The following is a 21,145-nucleotide window of genomic DNA, read 5'->3' as shown; positions in this document are numbered from 1 at the left end:
ACCCCCGCTTGCCGGGGGTTTTTTATCGGACGAGAGAATATGACATCGGTTCAGGAGCAGATCACCGCGCTGCGCACCACGTTACGCCACCACGAATACCTCTATCACGTGATGGATACGCCGGAAATCCCGGATGCAGAATATGACCGATTGATGCGCGAACTGCGTGAGCTGGAGAGCGCGCATCCCGATTTAATCACCCCGGATTCTCCCACCCAGCGCGTGGGCGCGGCACCGCTTGCCACCTTTGAACAGGTGCGCCACGAAGTGCCGATGCTGTCGCTCGATAACACCTTTGATGAAGCCGGATTTCTTGCCTTCAATAAGCGCGTGCAGGATCGCCTGAAAAGCACTGATGATCTCACCTATTGCTGCGAGCTGAAGCTGGATGGTCTGGCAGTAAGTTTACTGTATGAAAACGGCCTGCTGGTGCGTGCCGCCACGCGCGGCGATGGCACCACCGGTGAAAACATCACGGCGAACGTGCGCACCATTCACGCCATTCCGCTGCGCCTGCACGGCGACAATATTCCGGCGCGGGTAGAAGTGCGCGGCGAAGTATTCATGACCGAAAGCGGCTTTGAGAAGCTGAATGAGGAAGCACGACGCACCGGCGGCAAAGTGTTTGCCAACCCGCGTAATGCGGCGGCCGGCTCGCTGCGCCAGCTCGATCCGCGTATCACCGCGAAACGTCCGCTGACCTTCTTCTGCTACGGCTTTGGCCTGCTGGAGGGCGGCGAAATGCCTGCCAGCCACTGGCAGCGTCTGCAACAGTTTAAGGCCTGGGGATTACCGGTCAGCGAGCGGATTCGCCTGGTGCACACCGCGGATGAAGTGCTGGCGTTTTATCGCCAGGTTGAGCAGGACCGTCCGTCACTCGGCTTTGATATTGACGGCGTGGTGATCAAAGTCGACTCGCAGGCGCTGCAGGAGCAGTTGGGCTTTGTGGCGCGCGCACCGCGCTGGGCGGTGGCATTCAAGTTCCCGGCGCAGGAGCAGATGACGATCGTGCGCGACGTCGAGTTTCAGGTTGGACGTACCGGCGCGATTACGCCGGTGGCGCGCCTCGAACCGGTGCAGGTCGCGGGCGTGATAGTCAGTAATGCAACGCTGCACAACGCCGATGAAATCGCCCGGCTGGGGCTACGTATCGGTGACAAAGTGGTGATTCGTCGCGCCGGTGACGTGATTCCGCAGGTGGTTAACGTGGTGGAATCTGAGCGTCCGGCGGATGCGCGCGAGATTGTGTTTCCCAGCCACTGTCCGGTTTGCGGCTCTGACGTAGAGCGTGTGGAAGGCGAAGCCGTAACGCGCTGTACCGGCGGGCTGATTTGCGGCGCGCAGCGTAAAGAAGCGCTGAAGCACTTTGTCTCACGCCGTGCGATGGACGTGGACGGCATGGGCGATAAAATCATCGACCAGCTGGTGGAAAAAGAGTACGTCAAAACCCCGGCCGACCTGTTCCGTCTCACCGCCGGCAAGCTGACCGGACTGGACCGCATGGGGCCCAAATCGGCGCAAAACGTGGTGGATGCGCTGGAAAAAGCCAAATTCACCACGCTGCCGCGCTTCCTGTATGCGCTCGGCATCCGCGAAGTGGGCGAGGCGACGGCGGCCAACCTGGCGAACCACTTTGGCGAGCTGGAAAAGGTCATGAACGCCGATCTCGATGCGCTAATCGCGGTACAGGACGTCGGCAAAGTGGTGGCAGCGCACGTGCGCAACTTCATGGAAGAGGAGAGCAACCGTGAAGTGATCCGCCAGCTGACGGAGGAGGTGGGCGTGCACTGGCCGGCGGTGGTAGTGGTCAAAGCCGAAGAGATCGACAGCCCGTTTGCCGGAAAAACCGTGGTACTGACTGGCTCGCTGTCGCAGATGAACCGTGACGATGCCAAAGCGCGGCTGACGGCGCTGGGGGCCAAAGTCAGCGGCAGCGTATCGAAAAAAACCGATCTGCTGATCGCCGGTGAGGCCGCCGGTTCCAAGCTGGCAAAAGCGCAGGAGCTGGGGATTGCGGTGATCGATGAAGCCGAAATGATTCGGTTACTGGGCGCCTGAGATGGATAAGCAGCAGCTGGTTGAGATTGCCAATACCGCGATGCCGTTTGGCAAATACAAAGGGCGGATGCTGATCGATGTGCCGGAAGAGTATCTGCTGTGGTTTGCGCGTAAAAATGAGTTTCCCGCCGGCAAACTGGGTGAGCTGATGCAGCTGACGCTGGCGATCAAAATCGAAGGCTTACAGGGCTTAGTTAAACCGCTCAAGCGCAGTGAATAAGTGACAGGCCCGCAATTGCGGGCCTGATGTTTTATGACTTCTGCGCTTCAATCTGTTGCTTCGCCAGCTTCTTCTCATTGCCGGCTTTATAGCGCTGGGCAATGAACGAGCACACCATCAGCTGGACCTGATGGAAGATCATCAGCGGCAGGACAATAATCCCCACTGCGCTGGCCGGGAACAGGATGTTGGCCATTGGTACACCGTTTGCCAGGCTCTTTTTCGAGCCGCAAAACAGCACCACAATCTCATCCGCACGGCTAAAGCCAAACAGCCGGGAAGCGCCAAGGTTGATCGCCAGTGCGACGAACAGAATCAGCAGGCTGCCAGCCAGAATCCACAGCAGGGTATCAACGCCGACGCGATGCCAGATGCCGTTAACCACCGCTTCACTGAACGCCGAATAGACCACCAGCAGAATCGAGGTTTGATCGGTTTTGCCAATCAGGCTGCGATGCTTCTCCACCCAGCCACCAATCCAGCGGCGTGCCAGGTGGCCCAGCACAAAGGGCACCAGCAGCTGCAGCATGATTTTACCAATCTGCTCCAGACCGTTGCCCGGCGCATCGCTGTGCACATTCATCACCAGGTTAACCAGCAGCGGCGAAATAAAGACGCCGAGCAGACTGGAGGCGGAGGCAGCACACACCGCCGCGGCAACGTTACCGCCCGCCATGGAGGTGAAAGCAATCGCGGACTGCACCGTCGCCGGCAGGATACACAGGTAGAGGAAACCGGTGTAAATCTCCGCGCCGACGTTAACCGGATGCCACCACACCAGCAGCAGGCCAAGGATCGGGAAAATCACGAAGGTACTGCACATAATCCACAGATGCAGTCGCCAGTGGCTGCTGCCGGCGATAATCTTCTCACGCGACAGTTTGGCACCGTGCATGAAGAACAGCAGGGCGATGGCCGCGGTGGTCAGGTATTCGAAGAAATCGACAAACCCGCCCTTGGCCGGAAAGAAGCTGGCCAGCAGCACGGTGATGATGAGTTTGACCATCATCGGATCAAGTCGTAAAAAGCCCATTGTTACAATCCGCTTAAATGTAATAAATGATGCTGCTGATTGTGCGTCAGACGCGTTTAGAAATAAAATTGATTTATTGCATTAATCTATGAGCACAATCGATGAATTACACCTTACGACAGTTGCGCACCTTTGTGGCGGTGGCGCAGCACGGCAGTTTCAGCCAGGCAGGGCAGGCGATTGGGCTGAGCCAGTCGGCTGTCAGTCACAGTATTAAAGAGCTGGAAGCGGAGATGGGCGTACGGCTGCTGGATCGCACCACGCGCGAGGTGCTACTGAGTGAAGCCGGACAGCAACTGGCAACGCGGCTGGAACGACTGCTGGAGGAGCTCAATACCACGCTGCTCGATGTGCGCAGCTATGGCGAGCAGCGCAGCGGCACGGTGCGCGTGGCGGCCAGCCAGACGCCCTCGGCGCATCTGATGCCGCAATGTCTGGCCAGCAGCCAGCTGCGCTACCCCGACATTCGGGTGATTCTGCACGACCGCGTGCAGCAGTGGGTATTGCAGAGCGTGCGCAATGCGGAAGTCGATTTTGGCATCGTCATCGGTCCGCTGCAGGATGCGGATTTCGATAGCGAGGAGATTCTGCAGGAGCCGTTTTTACTGTTGTGCCATCAGGATGATGCGCTGGCGCAGGTGCCGCAGGCCCAGTGGTCAATGCTGGCTGGTCGCGCTATGGTGCTGCAGGATTACGCGTCGGGCAGCCGATTGCTGGTCGATGCCGCATTGCAGCGGCTGGCGCTGAACGTGCAGGTGGTGCAGGAGATTGGCCATCCAGCCACGCTTTATCCGATGGTGGAAGCGGGCATTGGCATCAGTATCTTACCGGCACTGGCGCTGCCGCTGCCGTCTGGTCGTAAGCTGACGGTGCGCCGGCTCTATCCGGAGATCAATCGCAGCCTGATGCTGATTAAACGCAAAAACCGGTCACTCACCCCGGCAGCGGAGGCTATCTGGCAGGAAGTGCGTCAGCAGGCGGCGCTGCTGACGCAGGATCGCGCGCTTAATCCGGCGTTTTAAACATAAACGTCAAGTTGGTTGCTGTCGGTTGGGCGGTTGATGCCATCCGCTTTCACTGCAGTAACCTCCTGTTTCTCCTGCTTCTGCTCCGCTTTCTCCTTTTCCTGCTTCTGCAACTGCTGGATTTGCGCCTGCAGCAGCTGAATCTGCGCGTTAATCGTCTCCTGCTTATCCTTTCTTTGCTTCTCGGTCAGGCTTTTGTCCTTCGCGATGTCTTTCAGTTCATCGTTCAGGCTGGCGATTTGTTTGGTCAGGCTGGCGATTTTCGAGGCGCTATCGCTACTGCCGGATGCGCTTCCGGATCCCGAAGTACTGCTGCTGCCAATATTGGTATTGGTCGAAATGGTGGTCATAACGTTCTCCTTGCAAATGTGCCCTTTCGTTATCGGAACGCAGCCGCTGCGGCTTGAGAGTAGAAAGTGTCAAATTTGCGAAAAGGTTTCGTCAGGAACGAGGGCGGGAGGGGATAGAGCGGGCACGGCCTCAGGCAGAGCGGGTTCTTTCTTCACAGGTGAAGCGAAAAAGTGCCCTGAGAACGTAAGCGCGGTCAGGTAAGGCAATCGCAAATCGCACACTATTCGTAGCGGCGCGATTCATCGCGCAATAAATTGCGCCGCTACCACATGTGCAACTTTGATTGAATGCAGTTACAGCTTAACTGGCAGCCTGGGGAGTGGGATGTGAAGAAACGAAAAAAGCGCCCTGAGGGCGCTTTTTCCTGAATTTGGTGGGTCGTGCAGGATATGCCTCGGCCCATCCGGGGCCTCGCCCTGCGGGTAATGCTGGCGCATCAGCCTGAATCGCTCCCGGCGATTCAGTCGAACCTGCAGCAGGTTCTCATCCTGCACGTTCAGCATCGGCGCACAGAAACGAAAAAAGCGCCCTGAGGGCGCTTTTTCCTGAATTTGGTGGGTCGTGCAGGATTCGAACCTGCGACCAATTGATTAAAAGTCAACTGCTCTACCAACTGAGCTAACGACCCGAAGTGGTGGGTGATGACGGGCTCGAACCGCCGACCCCCTCCTTGTAAGGGAGATGCTCTACCAACTGAGCTAATCACCCACTTCGGTACTGCTTAACAAGAGTGTCATCTGACTAAGATATGGTGGGTGATGACGGGCTCGAACCGCCGACCCCCTCCTTGTAAGGGAGATGCTCTACCAACTGAGCTAATCACCCATATCTTATCTCTTATTCACTGCGGGCCATCTCATTAAGAGTGGTGGGTGATGACGGGCTCGAACCGCCGACCCCCTCCTTGTAAGGGAGATGCTCTACCAACTGAGCTAATCACCCCCGCTGTGTGGAGTCGCATTATAGGGATCCTTCGAAGTGAGTCAACGCTTTTTAAAACATAAATGTGCGTTCGCTTTAAATTTAGACATCATGCAGCGCTTTTAGCCAATGTGCTGGTTTTATTAGCAGAAAAACGCACTTCTGCCCGCGCCGCCAGCGTGACAGTGATTGAGGAATCAGCCTCACCTGCTAGAATATGCGCACTGTTTTTCCGCGTTAACCCGTTTTTTTGTCATCCAGACAACGAAACCTGCGCATTTAAGGCAATGCTGAATGAAAATCAAAACTCGCTTCGCACCCAGCCCGACGGGCTACCTGCACGTCGGTGGTGCGCGTACTGCGCTTTACTCATGGCTTTATGCTCGCCATAACCAGGGCGAATTCGTCCTGCGTATCGAAGATACCGACCTGGAGCGCTCCACGCCGGAAGCGATCGAAGCCATTATGGATGGGATGAACTGGCTGAATCTCGACTGGGATGAGGGCCCGTACTACCAGACCAAACGTTTCGACCGTTATAACGACGTTATCGACGAAATGCTGGAAGCCGGTACTGCTTATAAATGCTATTGCTCGAAAGAGCGTCTGGACGCGCTGCGTGAAGAGCAGATGGAAAAAGGCGAGAAGCCCCGTTATGACGGCCGCTGCCGCGACAGCCATGAACATCATGCTGCCGATGAGCCGTGCGTGGTGCGCTTCCGCAACCCGCAGGACGGTTCGGTAATTTTTGACGATCAGATTCGTGGTCCGATCGAATTCAGCAACCAGGAACTGGATGATCTGATCATCCGCCGTACCGACGGTTCACCGACCTACAACTTCTGTGTGGTGGTCGACGACTGGGATATGGGCATCACGCACGTTATTCGTGGTGAAGACCATATCAACAACACGCCGCGTCAGATCAACATCCTGAAAGCGATTGGTGCGGAAGTGCCAACTTATGCGCACGTATCCATGATCCTTGGCGATGACGGTAAAAAGCTGTCCAAGCGTCACGGCGCAGTGGGCGTCATGCAGTATCGCGACGACGGCTACCTGCCGGAAGCGCTGCTTAATTATCTGGTGCGCCTCGGCTGGTCACATGGCGATCAGGAGATTTTCAGCGTGGCGGAAATGACCGAGCTGTTCACCCTCGATGCGGTGAGCAAGTCGGCTAGCGCCTTCAACACCGAGAAACTGCAGTGGCTCAACCACCATTACATTAATACGCTGCCGCCGGAATATGTCGCGACCCAGCTGCAGTGGCACATCGAGCAGCAGAACATCGATACCCGCACCGGACCGGAGCTGGCGAAGCTGGTGACGCTACTGGGTGAGCGCTGCAAAACGCTGGTCGAAATCGCCGCGTCCTGCCGCTACTTCTATGAAGAGTTTGACGCGTTTGATGCGGATGCAGCGAAAAAGCATCTGCGTCCGGTGGCGCGTCAGCCGCTGGAAGTGGTGCGCGACAAGCTGGCGGCCATCAGCGACAGCGACTGGAATGCGGAAAACGTGCATCACGCCATTCAGGCTGCTGCGGATGAACTTGAGCTCGGCATGGGCAAAGTTGGTATGCCGCTGCGCGTTGCCGTAACCGGTGCCGGCCAGTCGCCTGGGCTCGACGTGACGGTGGAAGCCATCGGCCGCAGCCGCAGCGTGGCGCGTATCGAAAAAGCACTGGCGTTTATCGCGGAGCGTGAAGCACAGGCCTGATTGAGCTGAACAGCGGCCTGTCAGGCTGCTGTGATAAGGCAGGCAACAAAAAAGCCGGAAGCATCTCACTGCTTCCGGCTTTTCTATTCTTCCTGGATTCCTAACCGCTGTAATACGCCCCTGATCCCTTCCCGCAATAACAGCGCCGCCAGTTGTTCCTGTTCGGTGGCCGTCATTTGCTGGACAGAATTTATTAATAACGCAGGTAACGTATTTTGCTGAGCGCCGTAATTCGCCGCCGGTTCGTTTGCATGGCGGGTGGACTGAATGAAGCTTTTGACACGCTCATCAATGTGGATTAATCGCGCCTTACCGCCCTGTACACCGGGCTTGGGCGTGGTCGTCCAGTTTTCACGCTTGATCCATTTATTCACCGTCTGCCGACTGTAGCCCGTTTCCAGCGCGAGCTCTTCGGGAGTGAGCCATTCCTTTTTCACGATGCTGTCCCTGTTAAATACATTAGCTCTACATATTACAACAAAACGTTACGGGGAAAAGTAATCAAGGCAGAAAATGCCTTTTGCTGTGCGACAAAAGGCAAAATCGGTTTACTGTGCTTCGCTGACCGCCGCCTGTGCCGGACGGAAGGCGAGGAAATAGGTGAGGCCGACAAAGATCGCACCGCCCACACCATTGCCTAAAAATACCGCAACCACGTTAGGTGCAAATTCTGCCCAGCTCATCTGACCGGCAAAAATTGCGGCAGGCACGATAAACATGTTGGCCACCACGTGCTGGAAACCGATTGCCACGAAGGCCATCACCGGGAACCACATGCCGAAGATTTTGCCGACCATATCTTTACTGGCGAAGGCCAGCCACACCGCCAGGCACACCAGCCAGTTGCAGCCGATGCCGGAGATGAACGCGTGCATGAAATCGGCGTTCACTTTGGCATGGGCGATCGCCACGGTTTTCTTCAGATAGTCGCCTTCGGTCATGCCGAGCAGATGGCCGAAGAACCATGCTACCGCAACGCTGCCAATAAAATTGGCGATGGTGACCCAAAACCAGTTACGCAGCACGCTGAAACCGCTAATGCGGCGCGCGAACCAGGCAATGGGCAGCGTCATCATGTTGCCGGTCAGCAACTCGCCACCCGCCAGCACGGTCAGAATCAGTCCGACCGGGAATACCGCCGCACCGAGGAAGCCGGCAAACGAGCCCCATTCAGCAGGCAGCTGGTTAATAACGTGCAGATCGAGCAGGAAGCCGGTGGCGATAAACGCGCCAGCCATAAAGCCAAGAATTAATAAGGTGGAAACCGGCAGACGGCTTTTAGCCACGCCGGCCTGAATCGCCAGTTGCGCGATCTCTTTAGGTGTATGCAGCGACATAGTTCACTTTTCTTTTATTAAACAAGGAGGACGTGCTGGCCGGTTAGCGAGTGAATACCCTGGACGGCTAACCGGTTAATTAGCGCGCTAAGTTTTACACGCACCATTAACGAAAACAAGCCTGACGCTAACATCTTTAACCTAAAGTTAACCTCGGCGTGGCGCACCGTTGAGGCGGCGTTGAGATAACGGCTGAGGGCAGGGATGTCGAGCACACGCTGCGCTGAAAAAAAAGCCACGGCGACACAGGGTTGCCGCCTTTTTCAGCGATCGCACGCAGAACGAGAATTTGCCGTTGACACTCAAACAGCGGTCTCATATTATGCCGTCCGTCGAGGTAACTCGGCGGTTTTTTCGGTACGGGGCTATAGCTCAGCTGGGAGAGCGCTTGCATGGCATGCAAGAGGTCAGCGGTTCGATCCCGCTTAGCTCCACCAAACCGCTCCCAACGGTTTGCACTGAAAAAACGAATTCCAGATGTGGGGGTATAGCTCAGCTGGGAGAGCGCTTGCATGGCATGCAAGAGGTCAGCGGTTCGATCCCGCTTATCTCCACCAATTCTCTGTTCGTTCAGAACAAACGTACTTAAAACCCGATAATAATACTGCCCGTTTGCGCAGTGTGACGTTGTATTCGCCGACTGGCTGCGCGCAATGGCGCTGACCTGCAGCGCCTTTCCGTGTTAAACCGTCACGGCCTGTGGCTGCAGCTGCAGCACGCGAAAACCGTGGGTACCGTCGCGATCCAGTTGCGCCACCAGACCATATTCCCAGTCGAGATAGGCCTGCATCACGTCCGGTTCAATATCGGTGCCTTCGTACGGGCGGCGATAACGATCGATGGGCGGCGAGAGCAGGCGCTGCTCGCCCTGTTCGGTGGGCAGACCGGCGGCGCGCCAGGCTGCATTGCCTCCCGCCAGCACCCGCACCGGTTTGCCGGTCAGCGTGGCAATTTGCTCCACGGCATAGCTGGCCAGCAGACTGCTGCCGCAGGTCAGCACATAGCGGCCAGCATCGGGCAGTAGTGCCTTGCCCTGCTGCTGCAGGGTGGAACGCAGCAGCCAGGCCGCCCCGGGAATATGGCTGTTGCGGTAATTGGCGAGCGTGGTGAAATCCAGCACCTGCGTGTCGCCAGCCGCCAGCCACTCGGCCAGCTGCGCGGGTGAGATCGATTCCGGCGCAGCAACCGGCGCGACCTGCGGCTGCCAGCTACCGACAGCGCTGAAATCGCTGGCCTGCAACGCGTCAAGCACCGCCACCTGCCAGCCAAGCTGCGCCAGCCAGGAGCCGGTCATATTGGCGCGGACACCGTCATCATCCACCAGCACGATACGCGCACCGCGCACGCTGGCGTAATGATCGGTCTCCTGTACCAGCTGGCCGCCCGCCACGTGGCGGCTGCCCGGCAGATGACCGGCGGCGTACTCTTCGGCATCACGCACGTCGAACAGGTAGGTGGTGCGTGCTTCCTGCTGCCAGCGCGTCAGCGTCGCCAGAGGAATGCGTGTCACACCAGCGCGATCGGCAATGGCGCGTGCCTGGCTCGCGGCCTGACGTTGCGCGGTTTCGCTGGCGTTGCCATAGCGGCGGCTCTGCCCATGCTCCAGCGCATGACCGGCCAGCGTCCAGCCAATGGTGCCGTTGCGCAGCGCGAATACCGGATTACGAATACCGGCATTGACCAGCGACTGCGTGCCAATAATGCTGCGCGTGCGTCCGGCGCAATTCACAATCACCGTGGTGCGCGGTGAGGGGGCTAAATCGCGCACGCGCAGCACCAGTTCGCCGCCCGGTACGCTGGTGGCGCCCGGAATGCTCATGGTGTGATATTCATCGAAGCGCCGCGCATCCAGCACCACCACGTCGGCATCATCGCTAATCAGCGCCTGTACCTCATCGGCGGAGAGCGAAGGCGTGCGGGCATGATGTTCCACCAGTTCGCCAAACGCTTTGCTGGGTGAATTAACATCGATAAACAGCTCGCCGCCAGCCGCCTGCCAGCCGGCTAAATCATCGGCCAGTAGCGTGACCTGCTGATAACCCAGCGCGGCGAGACGTTCAGCAGCGGTCTGCGCCAGGCCTTCGCCGTTGTCATACAGCGTAATGGCGGTGTGACGTTGGGGAATGCGGTCCAGCAGCTCCAGCTCCAGCTTTGACAGCGGAATGTTGACGGCAAACAGCGGGTGCCCGGTGGCAAACAGCGCCTCATCGCGTACGTCAATGATCGCTACTTCCTGTTGCTGACGCAGCGCTGTCAGCAGTTCCGCCGCCTGGCGAAACGGGAAAACCGGTTTAGTCATGTGAAAGGTCCCAAATGTTAGGTAGATAACGGTTGCTGTAGCCGGAAATAAAGCGTTTTTCGTGGCCGTCGGCGGTGTAGACCGCGCGCTCAACCGCGCCGATATTCGCGCCATACACGTGGATACTGACGGAGACGCGATCGTCAAAGGCGTTGCTGACGCGATGGATATCACCGACCGTTGGCGACACCGCCTCCACGTTGCCGGGTTCAAGCCGCACCGGCGCACCTTCTGCCTGTAAACCGTGCGGGCCCGGCTGCCACGATTGTGAAATCTCGGCGCCGCGCAGCATGCCAATCAGGCCCCAGACGCGGTGATCGTGAATCGGCGTCTGCTGACCCGGCCCCCAGACAAAACTCACCACGGAAAAGCGCTGCTGCGCATCGGCATACAGCAGATATTGCTGATAGTGCTGCGGATGGGGCTGGGTAAACGCCTCATCCAGCCAGTCATCGTGGCGAATCAGTTCGGCCAGCCAGCCGCTGCCCTGCCGCAAAATGGTCGCTTCGTCCGGCTGGCTGTCGAGCAGGGTGGCCAGCCGGGCGACGAAGGTGCGCAGGCGATGGTGCTGATAATCACTCATGATTTGTCTCCCGGCGCGTGCTGGGCGATGCGGTTAGCGGCGGCGGACAGGCTGAAGTCAAACGCCTGGCTGACATCGACCTGTTTTGGCAACACCTGATAACGATGGAAAAAGTCGGCGGATTTCTGCAGCGTGGCAATCAGGTGCGTGTCAAACACCAGCGGGCGGATGCGCGCATCGTCAATCCAGCTGCGGGTAATGGCGGGGGGCATATTCAGGGTTTGGCTCAGCACGCCGGCGAATTCCTGCGGATGGTGTTGCGCCCAGATTTGCGCCTTCGCCAGTCGCGCCAGCAGGTCGGCAATCGCTTCCCGCTTGCCGGCGTCCTGCAACGCTTCATTGCGGGCCAGCGCGTAGGAGTAACCGGACATAATGCCTTTACCCCCGCCGTCCGGCACGCGCACCGTGCCGTCGATGGCGGTCGAGGTGGCAATATAAGGCTCCCACGGCGCCCAGGCCGCGACCGCACCGGACGTCAGCGCCGCGCGACCATCCACCGGTCCGAGGAAGCGCAGCGTGACATCCTGCGGCGTCAGGCCAGCGCGCTCCAGCAAGCCCAGCAGCAGATAGTGTCCCCAGCCGCCGCGGTTGACCGCGATCTGCTTACCTTTCAAATCCTGCAGCCGGTGAATGCCGGCGTCGGGGCGGGTCAGCAGGGCGATGCTGTCCGGGTTATTCTGCCAGGCACCCACGGCTTTCACCGGCGCGCCTGCCGCATAGACAAACAGAAACGGCAAATCACCGGTAAAGCCAACGTCGAGCGCCCCGGCATTGAGCGCTTCCTGCACCGGCGCGCCGGAGTCAAAGGCGGTGAGCTTAAGATCGTAAGGCAGATTGTTCAGTTCGCCCGAGGCTTTCAGGGCGGCAAAACGATCGCCTTTCACATCGCCGAGGCGCAGCGTGACTTTATCGGCCGCCAGCAGCGGCTGGAGTGACGCGAGGGCCAGCGCAACACCGGCAAACAGAGCGGCGAGACGCATCAGGCGCTCCTTTTTTCAGTTGCGCTGAGCGCAGCCACTTTTTCACGCGTCAGCGGCAGCAGCTCACGGCCGTATTCCACCGCGTCATTCAGCGGGTCAAATCCGCGGATCAGCACGCTATGAATACCGAGGCGATAATAATCCAGCAGCGCCTCAGAAACCTGATCCGGCGTGCCGACCAGCGCGGTGGAGTTGTAGCCGCCCTGCACCAGTTTTGCCACGCCGGTCCACAGCACTTTGTCGTGGCGTTCGCTCTCATGCGCCGCCGCCAGCAGACGCTGCGCACCGACACTCTGCGGCTTCGGCAAACCAAAGGTATAGCCGGTCTCCGCCAGCTGCTTCTCTGCGGTGGCGCGGATATGTTCGGCGCGCTCCCAGGCTTCTTTTTCGGTGTTACCCAGAATAGGCCGGAAGGAGATGTTAAACGCAATCTGGCGCCCCTGCGCGGCCGCCGCCGCACGCACATTACGTACCGTCTCGGCCGCGCCTTTTAACGGTTCGCCCCACAGCGCGAAGACATCGGCATGCTGCGCCGCCACGTCAATCGCCTCCGGTGACGATCCGCCGAAATAGATCGGCAGCTTATGTTGCAGCGGTTTGATGGCAGAGAAAGCCTGCTCAGCCTGGTAAAACCGGCCCTGATGATCGTAAGGCTGTGGCGATTCGAGGCTCTGTTTCAGCACGCTGAGAAATTCGTCGGTGCGCGCATAGCGTTCAGCCTTGCTGAGAAAATCACCGTCGCGGCGCTGTTCGCTGTCGCTGCCGCCGCTGATAATGTGCACGGCCAGGCGGCCGTCGGTGAGATGGTCGAGCGAAGCCAGCTTGCGGGCCGCCAGCGTGGGCGCGACAAACCCCGGACGGTGCGCCAGCAGGAATTTAATCTTCTGGGTATGCGCCGCTGCGTGAGCGGTGACCAGAAAGCCATCGGGTTGATCGGACCAGTAGCCGACAAGGATGCGGTCGAAGCCGGCCGCTTCATGGGCGCGGGCAAAGCGGGCGATGTAATCTTTATCGAACAACGTGCCGGATGCGGGAATGATTTCTGAGGCAAGCCGGTGGCCAATCATGCCAAGGAACTGAATGCTCATGCGATTCTCCTGAGGTGAGGTCAGAAGGAAAAGCTACGGGCGCAGACGGCAACAACGGAAATTCGATATTGTGCAAAGGGTTTGCGGGAAACGGTGAAGCAGGGCGTGACGCGGCGGCAGGCTGACTGGCGCGGGATATAACGCTTAGGTATATAAAAGAAGAGAAGGGCGAGCCGCAGCCCGCCCTGTAGATCAGAAGCCCAGCACCAGACCGGCGATGGCGGCGGAGAGCACGCTCACCAGCGTCGAGCCGTACAGCAGTTTCAGGCCGAAACGTGATACCACGTTACCCTGCTCTTCATGCAGACCTTTGATCGCGCCTGCGACAATGCCGATGGAGGAGAAGTTGGCGAAGGAGACCAGGAACACCGACAGAATGCCTTCCGCATGCGGCGACAGCTGACCGGCGATTTTCTGCAGGTCCATCATTGCAACGAACTCGTTAGAAACCAGCTTGGTCGCCATGATGCTGCCCACCTGCAGCGCTTCGCTGGATGGCACGCCCATTACCCAGGCAAACGGATAAAACACATAGCCGAGCACGCCCTGGAAGCTGATACCAAAGATGGTATCAAACAGCGCGTTGAGGCCGGAGATCAGCGCGATAAAGCCAATCAGCATCGCCGCAACGATAATCGCTACCTTAAAACCGGCCAGAATGTATTCACCCAGCATCTCAAAGAAGCTCTGACCTTTATGCAGATCCTGCAGCTGCAGGTCTTCTTCGCTGTCCACGCGGTACGGGTTAATCAGCGACAGCACGATAAAGGTACTGAACATGTTGAGCACCAGCGCGGCTACCACGTACTTTGGCTGCAGCATCGTCATGTAGGCACCGACAATCGACATCGACACCGTCGACATCGCGGTGGCTGCCATGGTGTACATGCGGCGCTGTGACATTTTGCCGAGGATATCCTTATAGGCGATAAAGTTTTCTGACTGTCCCAGAATCAGAGAGCTGACGGCGTTAAAGGATTCCAGTTTGCCCATGCCGTTGATCTTCGACAGCACGGTACCGATAGCGCGAATCACCCACGGCAGGATGCGGAAATGCTGCAAAATACCGATCAGGGCTGAGATGAAGACGATAGGGCACAAAACATTGAGGAAGAAGAAGGCCAGACCTTTCTCGTTCATGTTACCGAACACGAAATTGGTGCCTTCTGCTGCATATTTGAGCAGATGATCAAACAGCCCGGCGAAACCTTTAACAAAACCGAGGCCTGCTTCGGAGTTAAGGAAGAACCACGCCAGCAGCACTTCAATCACCAGCAGCTGAACGATATAGCGAATCCGGATACTCTTACGATCGTGACTGACGAGTAACGCCAGCACGGCTACCACCACCAATGCTAAAAGGAAGTGCAAAATATGGGACATATCGGCTCCAAATTTGAGGAGGGTTGTATTTTGCTGCGTATTCTATGTAACGCGTTACTTAAAAACGAGATCAAAACCACAATATAAGTATTCGGTATCGCTTTATTTCTCGGATTAGTCTCACCGCTCACAACCTGTTTACAAATCGATCACAAGAAATATCCACAAAGAGATTGTCTATAATTTGACCCGGGAGTAGAGTGAAACCTGTTGCATAATTTTTAGCAAGCGCTAACTTTACCTTGTGGTATAGCAATGGCTATACTTTATAGCACCATCTATCAATGCGATAACTATAACCAAATTTCACTTGCCTTGAATGCCCCGTAAGCTGGATGGGTCAGACAAGCGTTAGGACAGGGTCAAAACTATGTCAGAAAGTCGCACCGCCGAGCGCGCCGCTCGCGGAGCCAGAAAGATCAAGCTCGCGCTGCTGGGACCGGCCTTCATCGCGGCCATTGGTTATATCGATCCCGGCAACTTTGCCACCAACATCCAGGCGGGGGCCGCGTACGGCTACAAACTGCTGTGGGTGGTGGTATGGGCCAACATTATGGCGATGTTGATCCAGCTGATGTCTGCCAAGCTGGGTATTGCCACCGGTAAAAACCTCGCCGAGCATATTCGCGATCGCTTCCCGCGCCCGGCGGTGTGGTTCTACTGGGTACAGGCGGAGATTATCGCCATGGCCACCGATCTGGCGGAATTCATCGGGGCTGCGCTCGGCTTTAAGCTGCTGCTCGGCATCTCGCTACTGCAGGGCGCGGTGTTAACCGGTATCGCCACGTTCCTGATCCTGATGCTGCAAAACCGTGGACAGAAGCCGCTGGAGCTGGTGATTGGCGGGCTGCTGCTGTTTGTCGCCGCCGCTTATATCGTTGAGCTGTTCTTCTCGCAGCCGCGCGTCAGCGATCTGGTGGTGGGCATGGCGCTGCCGAGCCTGCCTACTTCGGACGCGGTATTCCTCGCGGCTGGCGTACTGGGCGCGACCATTATGCCGCACGTCATTTATCTGCACTCGGCGCTGACGCAGTACGGTAATAAAGGCAGCAAGGCGGAGCGCTACTCCTCCACCAAGCTCGACGTGGCGATCGCCATGACCATTGCCGGTTTCGTTAACCTGGCGATGATGGCCACCGCAGCGGCCGCGTTTCACTTTAGCGGTCACACCAGCATTGTCGATCTCGACCAGGCCTATCTGACGCTGCAGCCGCTGCTGGGTCACGCGGCGGCGATTGTGTTCGGGCTGAGTCTGGTAGCGGCCGGCCTCTCTTCTACCGTGGTGGGCACGCTGGCCGGCCAGGTGGTGATGCAGGGCTTTATCCGCTTCCACATTCCGCTGTGGTTCCGTCGTACCATTACTATGCTGCCGTCCTTTATTGTTATCTGGGCGGGCTGGGATCCGACGCGCATTCTGGTGATGAGCCAGGTGCTGCTGAGCTTCGGTATTGCGCTGGCGCTGATTCCGCTGCTGTCGTTCACCGGGAACCGTGACATCATGGGCGATGAACTGGTGAACTCACGCCTGATGCAAAATGCCGGTCGGCTGATTGTGGTGCTGGTGGTGGCGCTGAATATCTATTTGCTGGTGGGCGAAGCGCTCGGCTGGTAAACAAATGACTGAATAAAAAAATCCCGGCTGCGTCTGCGCCGGGATTTTTTTTAATGGTGATGATGGTCGTGGCGGTCGTGCCGGTGATCGTGACGCCAGTGTTCGCGACGTTCGCGCTCGTGCCAGCGGCGCTCACGTTCACGCTCCCAGGCACGGTGGCGTTTCCACTCTTCGTGACGCCACCAGCGATGATCGTTGTACTGATAGCGATCGTGCCACCAGCGCGGTTCACGCCAGCGACCACCGTCCCAGTAGTAGCCGCGACGATCGCGATCGCCGAGATGCAGCGTGACGCCAGGGGCCAGATTGATGGTAGCGCTACTGGCTTCAGCTGTGTGCAGCGCCAGAGGGGATAACGTTGCCAGCAAAGCGGCAAACAAAATTGCACGTTTCATACTTTCTCCTCATCGATAGCATCGAGGCTACCGTGGCGCTAGTGTGCCATATCGGACCAGACACGCCTTGAGATTTAGTCTGAAAAAGTGTCAGCGAAAGGTTGTGCAGCGTTTTCTGCTAAAGACAGCGCCCGGAAAATTCCGGGCGGGTAAACGGTTACACCAGAATTTGCTCAATGGCAGCGATCTCGTCCGCGGTTAATTCAGGCTGGCTCAGCATGTCGACGGCATCGTCAATCTGCGCGGTTTTACTGGCGCCAATCAGCACCGACGTGACGCGCGTGTCGCGCAGCACCCAGCGCAGCGCCATTTGCGCCAGCTTTTGACCGCGCTGATGCGCCAGCGCCTGCAGCTGCTGCACTTTCGCCATCTTCTCTGGCGTCAGCTGGTTTTCGTTGAGGAATTTGCTGCCGCTGGCGATGCGCGAATCCTGCGGAATGCCCTGCAGATAGCGGTCGGTCAGCACGCCACCGGCCAGTGGTGAAAAAGCAATACAGCCGACGCCATTGTCACCCAGCACGTCCAGCAGACCCTGTTCCGGCGTGCGTTCGAACATCGAATAGCGCGGCTGGTGGATCAGGCAGGGGGTGCCGAGATCGCGCAGCATGGCGATAGCGGCGGCGGCTTTATCCGCCGGGTAGTTCGAAATCGCCGCGTACAGCGCTTTACCCTGACGCACCACCTGATCGAGCGCGCGCATGGTCTCTTCCAGCGGCGTTTCCGGATCCGGACGATGGTGATAAAAGATATCCACGTACTCCAGCCCCATGCGCTTCAGGCTTTGATCGAGGCTGGAAATCAGGTACTTGCGTGAGCCCCAGTCGCCGTACGGACCGTCCCACATGGTGTAACCCGCTTTGGTGGAGATCACCAGCTCGTCGCGCAGGCCGTGAAAATCTTCGCGCAGAATGCGGCCAAAGTTGCTCTCCGCAGAACCGGGCGGCGGCCCGTAGTTATTGGCCAGATCAAAATGGGTAATACCGCGATCAAATGCGTGACGCAGCAGCGCGCGGCTGTTGTCGACGCGCGTGCTGTCGCCAAAGTTGTGCCATAGACCCAGCGAAATCGCCGGCAGCTTCAGGCCGCTGCGGCCGCTGCGGCGATACTGCATCTGGTGATAACGTTCGGCGTGGGGAAAAGTACTCATGCAGCGTTCCTGTCTCAGGTGGGAGAAAGTGGCATCAGCATAGCAGTGTATGCGTTTACACTGCGCCGTAACGCGGCAAAGATCGCAACTTACAGAATTTTCTGTCGTCGTAACGAATGCTTGCCATGCATGACAGCGCGATGATGGTGAAAATCTCGCCAGTTCAGCCACATCGCTAATACTCCTGATCATTCCCCCTCACAGGAGCGGTCGATGAACACTCTTAACGTTGGCGACTATTTACTGCATCGTTTGCACCAGGCGGGTATCCGCCATCTGTTCGGCGTACCCGGCGACTACAACCTGCAATTTCTCGACAGCGTCATTGACCATCCCGGCATTACCTGGGTCGGCTGCGCTAATGAACTCAATGCCGCCTATGCGGCCGATGGTTACGGTCGCTGCAACGGCGCGGCCGCGCTGCTGACCACCTTTGGCGTCGGTGAACTTAGTGCGATTAACGGCATCGCCGGCAGCTACGCCGAATATGTGCCGGTGATTCACATCGTCGGCGCTCCCGCCAGCCACGCCCAGCAGCAGGGCGACTGCGTGCATCATTCGCTCGGCGACGGCGATTTTGGCCATTTTCTGCGCATGGCCCAGGAAGTCAGTGCCGCCAGCGCGGTGCTGAGCGCCGACAACGCCGTGGCTGAAATTGATCGGGTCATCGCTGGCGCGCTGCAGCAGCACCGTCCGGGCTATCTGCTGCTGGCGGTGGATGTCGCCGCCGCCACGGTAACGCTGCCGTCAGCCAGCGCCAGCCCGGCACCGGCTGAAAACCGCGACGTGGCGCAGGCGTTTGCCGCAGCGGCGGAACACCTGCTGGCACCGGCGCAGCGCGTGGCGCTGCTGGCCGATTTTCTCGCTGCCCGCTGGCAGCTGCAGGCACCGCTGGCTGAGCTGCGTGCGCTGCGCGCCATTCCGGCTGCGACGCTACTGATGGGCAAGGGCGTGCTGGATGAGCAGCAACCGGGCTTCGTCGGCACCTACGCCGCCAGCGGCAGCCGCGAAACCGTGCGCGCGGCAATTGAAGATACCGATGTCACCCTGTGCGTCGGCGTGCGTTTTACCGACACCCTGACCGCCGGGTTTACCCAGCAGCTGTCGGCGCAGCGGGTGATTGATCTGCAGCCGTTTCATGCCAGCGTCGCCGGAGAAACCTTCGCACCGCTGAGCATGGCGCAGGCGCTGGCCGCGCTGCTGCCGGTTTATCAGCGCCACTGCGCGCACTGGGCCACGGGCGTGGCCGACATGCCGGACGATGCACCGCCCGCTGCTGCCGCCGTAATCAGTCAGCAGGCTTTCTGGCAGGCGATGCAGCGTTTCCTGCAGCCCGGTGATATTATCCTTGCCGATCAGGGCACGGCGGCGTTTGGCGCTGCCGCGCTGCGTTTACCGCATGATGCGCAGCTGCTGGTACAACCTTTATGGGGTTCCATTGGCTATACTTTACCCGCCACCTTTGGTGCCCAGACGGCGCAGCCCGACCGCCGCGTCATTCTGATCATCGGCGATGGATCGGCGCAGCTGACCATTCAGGAACTGGGATCGATCCAGCGCGACGGCTTAAGCCCGATCATTTTTCTGCTGAATAATGAGGGATACACTGTCGAACGCGCGATCCATGGAGCGGAACAGCGCTACAACGACATCGCGCAGTGGAACTGGACCGCGCTGCCGCAGGCGATGAGCCTGAATTGTGCGGCGCAGAGCTGGCGCATCAGTGAAACGGCGCAGCTCGACGCCGTGATGGCGCTGCTCAGCGAGGCGCGTTGCCTGTCACTGATTGAGGTGGTGATGGAGAAACAGGATTTGCCGCCGCTGCTGCGCACCGTCACGGCGGCGCTGCACCAGCGCAATAGCCACAAAGTTTAGGACAGTTGCCTCTGTACAGTTGGGCTGGCGACAGTCAGGCTGTGCGTCGCACTGAATGACCAACGCTCATCGTGCAAGGTGAGCGTTGTTGTTTTATTGGCAGGCTTTTATAGTGTCCTGCACTTGTTTATGACCCAAGCGGAGCAGCAGAAGAATGACAAAATACGCCCTGGTCGGCGATGTGGGCGGCACTAACGCTCGTCTCGCCTTGTGTGAGGTGGAGACCGGCGCCATCTCCCAGGCCAAAACATTCTCAACATCAGACTACGACAACCTTGAAGCAGTTATCCGTCACTATCTGGATGAGCAAAAACAGGACATTACCGACGGCTGCATCGCCATCGCCTGTCCGATCACCGGCGACTGGGTGGAGATGACCAACCATGACTGGGCCTTCTCAACGCGTCAGATGAAGGAAAGTCTGGGCTTTACTACGCTTGAAATCATTAACGATTTCACCGCGGTTTCCATGGCGATTCCGATGCTGACGGCGCAGGACGTCCTGCAGTTCGGCGGCAAATCGCCGGTGCAGGATAAACCGATTGCCATCTACGGTGCTGGCACCGGGCTCGGCGTCAGCCATCTGGTGCACGTTGATAAGCGCTGGGTCAGCCTGCCGGGTGAGGGCGGTCACGTTGACTTCGCGCCAAACAGCGAAGAAGAGGACGCGATTCTCGAAGTGCTGCGCGCCGAACTGGGTCACGTTTCTGCCGAGCGCGTGCTGTCGGGTTCCGGACTGGTTAACCTGTATCGCGCGATTGTGAAATCCGATCAGCGCGAGCCGGAAAACCTCAAGCCAAAAGATGTCACCGAGCGGGCACTGCAGGATAGCTGCATTGACTGCCGCCGCGCGCTGACACTGTTCTGCGTCATCATGGGACGGTTTGGCGGCAACCTGGCGCTGAACCTCGGCACCTTTGGCGGCGTCTACATTGCCGGTGGTATCGTGCCACGCTTCCTCGAGTTCTTTAAAGCGTCCGGCTTCCGCGCGGCGTTCGAAGACAAAGGCCGCTTCCGCGATTACCTCGTTGATATCCCGGTCTACATGATTACTCACGACCAGCCGGGCCTGCTTGGCGCCGGTGCCCATCTGCGCCAGGCGCTGGGGCGCGTGCTGTAATC

18 protein-coding genes, 6 tRNA genes and 1 other RNA gene are annotated in these 21,145 nt (G+C 58.4%); 9 read left to right on the top strand and 16 right to left on the bottom strand.

Annotated elements, in window-relative coordinates; all coding sequences use genetic code 11:
* Window positions 1-39: 39 nt before the first annotated feature.
* Both ligA and KOL70_RS09490 read left to right on the top strand, forming a co-directional pair.
* The gene (gene ligA, locus KOL70_RS09495; RefSeq protein WP_215480571.1) at window positions 40-2,058 is read left to right on the top strand and encodes an NAD-dependent DNA ligase LigA; all 2,019 of its coding nucleotides are present in this window, start codon (window positions 40-42) and stop codon (window positions 2,056-2,058) included.
* A 1-nt stretch (window position 2,059) separates the two neighbouring features.
* On the top strand, window positions 2,060-2,278 hold the full coding sequence (locus tag KOL70_RS09490) for a DUF3820 family protein (protein ID WP_021508087.1): 219 nt from the start codon (window positions 2,060-2,062) through the stop codon (window positions 2,276-2,278).
* A 31-nt stretch (window positions 2,279-2,309) separates the two neighbouring features.
* On the opposite strand, the gene KOL70_RS09485 is transcribed toward KOL70_RS09490, so the two are convergent.
* Entirely contained in the window at window positions 2,310-3,311 is a 1,002-nt protein-coding gene (locus tag KOL70_RS09485) for a bile acid:sodium symporter family protein (RefSeq protein ID WP_021508088.1), read from the bottom strand.
* 101 nt (window positions 3,312-3,412) lie between these two features.
* Here KOL70_RS09485 and KOL70_RS09480 point away from each other — a divergent pair, with 101 nt between their 5' ends.
* The gene (locus tag KOL70_RS09480) at window positions 3,413-4,333 is read left to right on the top strand and encodes a LysR family transcriptional regulator (RefSeq protein WP_021508089.1); all 921 of its coding nucleotides are present in this window, start codon (window positions 3,413-3,415) and stop codon (window positions 4,331-4,333) included.
* On the opposite strand, the gene KOL70_RS09475 is transcribed toward KOL70_RS09480, so the two are convergent.
* The 6 genes from KOL70_RS09475 to KOL70_RS09450 all read right to left on the bottom strand — a co-directional run bounded on the left by KOL70_RS09475 (window position 4,330) and on the right by KOL70_RS09450 (window position 5,629).
* Complete coding sequence (locus KOL70_RS09475) at window positions 4,330-4,686, bottom strand: FlxA-like family protein (RefSeq protein WP_021508090.1); 357 nt, start codon at window positions 4,684-4,686, stop codon at window positions 4,330-4,332. The genes KOL70_RS09480 and KOL70_RS09475 overlap by 4 nt on opposite strands.
* A 372-nt stretch (window positions 4,687-5,058) precedes the next feature.
* A non-coding RNA gene (locus tag KOL70_RS09470) (RtT sRNA) lies at window positions 5,059-5,195 on the bottom strand.
* Between the two features lie 44 nt (window positions 5,196-5,239).
* Window positions 5,240-5,315, bottom strand: a tRNA-Lys gene (locus KOL70_RS09465).
* Between the two features lie 4 nt (window positions 5,316-5,319).
* Window positions 5,320-5,395: transfer RNA gene (locus KOL70_RS09460), tRNA-Val, on the bottom strand.
* A 41-nt stretch (window positions 5,396-5,436) separates the two neighbouring features.
* Window positions 5,437-5,512, bottom strand: a tRNA-Val gene (locus tag KOL70_RS09455).
* A 41-nt stretch (window positions 5,513-5,553) separates the two neighbouring features.
* Window positions 5,554-5,629: transfer RNA gene (locus KOL70_RS09450), tRNA-Val, on the bottom strand.
* Between the two features lie 273 nt (window positions 5,630-5,902).
* On the opposite strand from KOL70_RS09450, the gene gltX reads away from it, so the two are divergent.
* Window positions 5,903-7,324, top strand: coding sequence for a glutamate--tRNA ligase (gltX, locus tag KOL70_RS09445; RefSeq protein WP_058776541.1), 1,422 nt, complete (start codon window positions 5,903-5,905; stop codon window positions 7,322-7,324).
* Window positions 7,325-7,407: 83 nt separating this feature from the next.
* Here the strand turns inward: gltX and KOL70_RS09440 are convergent, their stop codons facing one another.
* Complete coding sequence (locus tag KOL70_RS09440) at window positions 7,408-7,761, bottom strand: YfeC-like transcriptional regulator (RefSeq protein WP_058758359.1); 354 nt, start codon at window positions 7,759-7,761, stop codon at window positions 7,408-7,410.
* Between the two features lie 111 nt (window positions 7,762-7,872).
* Window positions 7,873-8,661 carry a formate/nitrite transporter family protein gene (locus KOL70_RS09435; RefSeq protein ID WP_021508241.1) on the bottom strand — a complete coding sequence of 263 codons (789 nt, stop codon included), beginning with the start codon at window positions 8,659-8,661 and terminating at the stop codon, window positions 7,873-7,875.
* A 361-nt stretch (window positions 8,662-9,022) separates the two neighbouring features.
* On the opposite strand from KOL70_RS09435, the gene KOL70_RS09430 reads away from it, so the two are divergent.
* Both KOL70_RS09430 and KOL70_RS09425 read left to right on the top strand, forming a co-directional pair.
* Window positions 9,023-9,098, top strand: a tRNA-Ala gene (locus KOL70_RS09430).
* A gap of 44 nt (window positions 9,099-9,142) precedes the next feature.
* A tRNA-Ala gene (locus KOL70_RS09425) sits at window positions 9,143-9,218 on the top strand.
* Between the two features lie 125 nt (window positions 9,219-9,343).
* Here KOL70_RS09425 and KOL70_RS09420 read toward each other — a convergent pair.
* The 5 genes from KOL70_RS09420 to KOL70_RS09400 form a co-directional block, all read right to left on the bottom strand.
* Window positions 9,344-10,960: a rhodanese homology domain-containing protein gene (locus KOL70_RS09420; protein WP_127834403.1), complete on the bottom strand. Its 1,617-nt coding sequence runs from the start codon at window positions 10,958-10,960 to the stop codon at window positions 9,344-9,346.
* Window positions 10,953-11,543 (bottom strand): cysteine dioxygenase, encoded by a 591-nt coding sequence (locus KOL70_RS09415; RefSeq protein WP_059012166.1) that lies wholly within the window; start codon window positions 11,541-11,543, stop codon window positions 10,953-10,955. The genes KOL70_RS09420 and KOL70_RS09415 overlap by 8 nt, the downstream gene beginning before the upstream one ends.
* On the bottom strand, window positions 11,540-12,523 hold the full coding sequence (locus KOL70_RS09410) for an ABC transporter substrate-binding protein (RefSeq protein WP_021508244.1): 984 nt from the start codon (window positions 12,521-12,523) through the stop codon (window positions 11,540-11,542). Before KOL70_RS09410 ends, KOL70_RS09415 begins: the two co-directional genes overlap by 4 nt.
* Window positions 12,523-13,611, bottom strand: a complete 1,089-nt coding sequence (locus tag KOL70_RS09405) for an LLM class flavin-dependent oxidoreductase (protein WP_215480570.1) — start codon at window positions 13,609-13,611, stop codon at window positions 12,523-12,525. Before KOL70_RS09405 ends, KOL70_RS09410 begins: the two co-directional genes overlap by 1 nt.
* Window positions 13,612-13,803: 192 nt before the next feature.
* Window positions 13,804-14,994, bottom strand: coding sequence for a NupC/NupG family nucleoside CNT transporter (locus KOL70_RS09400; protein ID WP_031279840.1), 1,191 nt, complete (start codon window positions 14,992-14,994; stop codon window positions 13,804-13,806).
* 370 nt (window positions 14,995-15,364) lie between these two features.
* Here KOL70_RS09400 and KOL70_RS09395 point away from each other — a divergent pair, with 370 nt between their 5' ends.
* Window positions 15,365-16,606, top strand: coding sequence for an Nramp family divalent metal transporter (locus tag KOL70_RS09395; RefSeq protein ID WP_021508247.1), 1,242 nt, complete (start codon window positions 15,365-15,367; stop codon window positions 16,604-16,606).
* 50 nt (window positions 16,607-16,656) lie between these two features.
* On the opposite strand, the gene KOL70_RS09390 is transcribed toward KOL70_RS09395, so the two are convergent.
* A complete protein-coding gene (locus KOL70_RS09390; RefSeq protein ID WP_059012163.1) occupies window positions 16,657-17,001 on the bottom strand; it encodes a DUF2502 domain-containing protein in 345 nt (114 codons plus the stop codon).
* Window positions 17,002-17,158: 157 nt separating this feature from the next.
* Window positions 17,159-18,148, bottom strand: a complete 990-nt coding sequence (locus KOL70_RS09385) for an aldo/keto reductase (protein ID WP_215480569.1) — start codon at window positions 18,146-18,148, stop codon at window positions 17,159-17,161.
* A 213-nt stretch (window positions 18,149-18,361) separates the two neighbouring features.
* Between KOL70_RS09385 and KOL70_RS09380 the strand changes: the two genes are divergently transcribed.
* Window positions 18,362-20,023, top strand: coding sequence for an alpha-keto acid decarboxylase family protein (locus KOL70_RS09380; protein WP_104093029.1), 1,662 nt, complete (start codon window positions 18,362-18,364; stop codon window positions 20,021-20,023).
* 154 nt (window positions 20,024-20,177) lie between these two features.
* Entirely contained in the window at window positions 20,178-21,143 is a 966-nt protein-coding gene (gene glk, locus KOL70_RS09375; RefSeq protein ID WP_058781785.1) for a glucokinase, read from the top strand.
* The last annotated feature ends 2 nt before the right edge of the window (window positions 21,144-21,145 follow it).

Origin of the sequence: Pantoea sp. B270 (assembly GCF_018726825.1) — a bacterium.
GTDB lineage: Bacteria > Pseudomonadota > Gammaproteobacteria > Enterobacterales > Enterobacteriaceae > Pantoea > Pantoea dispersa.
This window is presented reverse-complemented; position numbering and strand designations above follow the sequence as displayed.

What these genes read in the sequence shown, in the direction of transcription:
- KOL70_RS09435 (WP_021508241.1), bottom strand. Translation starts at nt 8,661, where the DNA reads ATGTCGCTGCATACACCTAAAGAGATCGCGCAACTGGCGATTCAGGCC.
- KOL70_RS09410 (WP_021508244.1), bottom strand. Translation starts at nt 12,523, where the DNA reads ATGCGTCTCGCCGCTCTGTTTGCCGGTGTTGCGCTGGCCCTCGCGTCA.
- KOL70_RS09385 (WP_215480569.1), bottom strand. Translation starts at nt 18,148, where the DNA reads ATGAGTACTTTTCCCCACGCCGAACGTTATCACCAGATGCAGTATCGC.
- KOL70_RS09490 (WP_021508087.1), top strand. Translation starts at nt 2,060, where the DNA reads ATGGATAAGCAGCAGCTGGTTGAGATTGCCAATACCGCGATGCCGTTT.
- KOL70_RS09475 (WP_021508090.1), bottom strand. Translation starts at nt 4,686, where the DNA reads ATGACCACCATTTCGACCAATACCAATATTGGCAGCAGCAGTACTTCG.
- KOL70_RS09380 (WP_104093029.1), top strand. Translation starts at nt 18,362, where the DNA reads ATGAACACTCTTAACGTTGGCGACTATTTACTGCATCGTTTGCACCAG.
- gltX (WP_058776541.1), top strand. Translation starts at nt 5,903, where the DNA reads ATGAAAATCAAAACTCGCTTCGCACCCAGCCCGACGGGCTACCTGCAC.
- KOL70_RS09405 (WP_215480570.1), bottom strand. Translation starts at nt 13,611, where the DNA reads ATGAGCATTCAGTTCCTTGGCATGATTGGCCACCGGCTTGCCTCAGAA.
- KOL70_RS09415 (WP_059012166.1), bottom strand. Translation starts at nt 11,543, where the DNA reads ATGAGTGATTATCAGCACCATCGCCTGCGCACCTTCGTCGCCCGGCTG.
- KOL70_RS09390 (WP_059012163.1), bottom strand. Translation starts at nt 17,001, where the DNA reads ATGAAACGTGCAATTTTGTTTGCCGCTTTGCTGGCAACGTTATCCCCT.
- KOL70_RS09395 (WP_021508247.1), top strand. Translation starts at nt 15,365, where the DNA reads ATGTCAGAAAGTCGCACCGCCGAGCGCGCCGCTCGCGGAGCCAGAAAG.
- KOL70_RS09480 (WP_021508089.1), top strand. Translation starts at nt 3,413, where the DNA reads ATGAATTACACCTTACGACAGTTGCGCACCTTTGTGGCGGTGGCGCAG.
- KOL70_RS09485 (WP_021508088.1), bottom strand. Translation starts at nt 3,311, where the DNA reads ATGGGCTTTTTACGACTTGATCCGATGATGGTCAAACTCATCATCACC.
- ligA (WP_215480571.1), top strand. Translation starts at nt 40, where the DNA reads ATGACATCGGTTCAGGAGCAGATCACCGCGCTGCGCACCACGTTACGC.
- glk (WP_058781785.1), top strand. Translation starts at nt 20,178, where the DNA reads ATGACAAAATACGCCCTGGTCGGCGATGTGGGCGGCACTAACGCTCGT.
- KOL70_RS09400 (WP_031279840.1), bottom strand. Translation starts at nt 14,994, where the DNA reads ATGTCCCATATTTTGCACTTCCTTTTAGCATTGGTGGTGGTAGCCGTG.
- KOL70_RS09420 (WP_127834403.1), bottom strand. Translation starts at nt 10,960, where the DNA reads ATGACTAAACCGGTTTTCCCGTTTCGCCAGGCGGCGGAACTGCTGACA.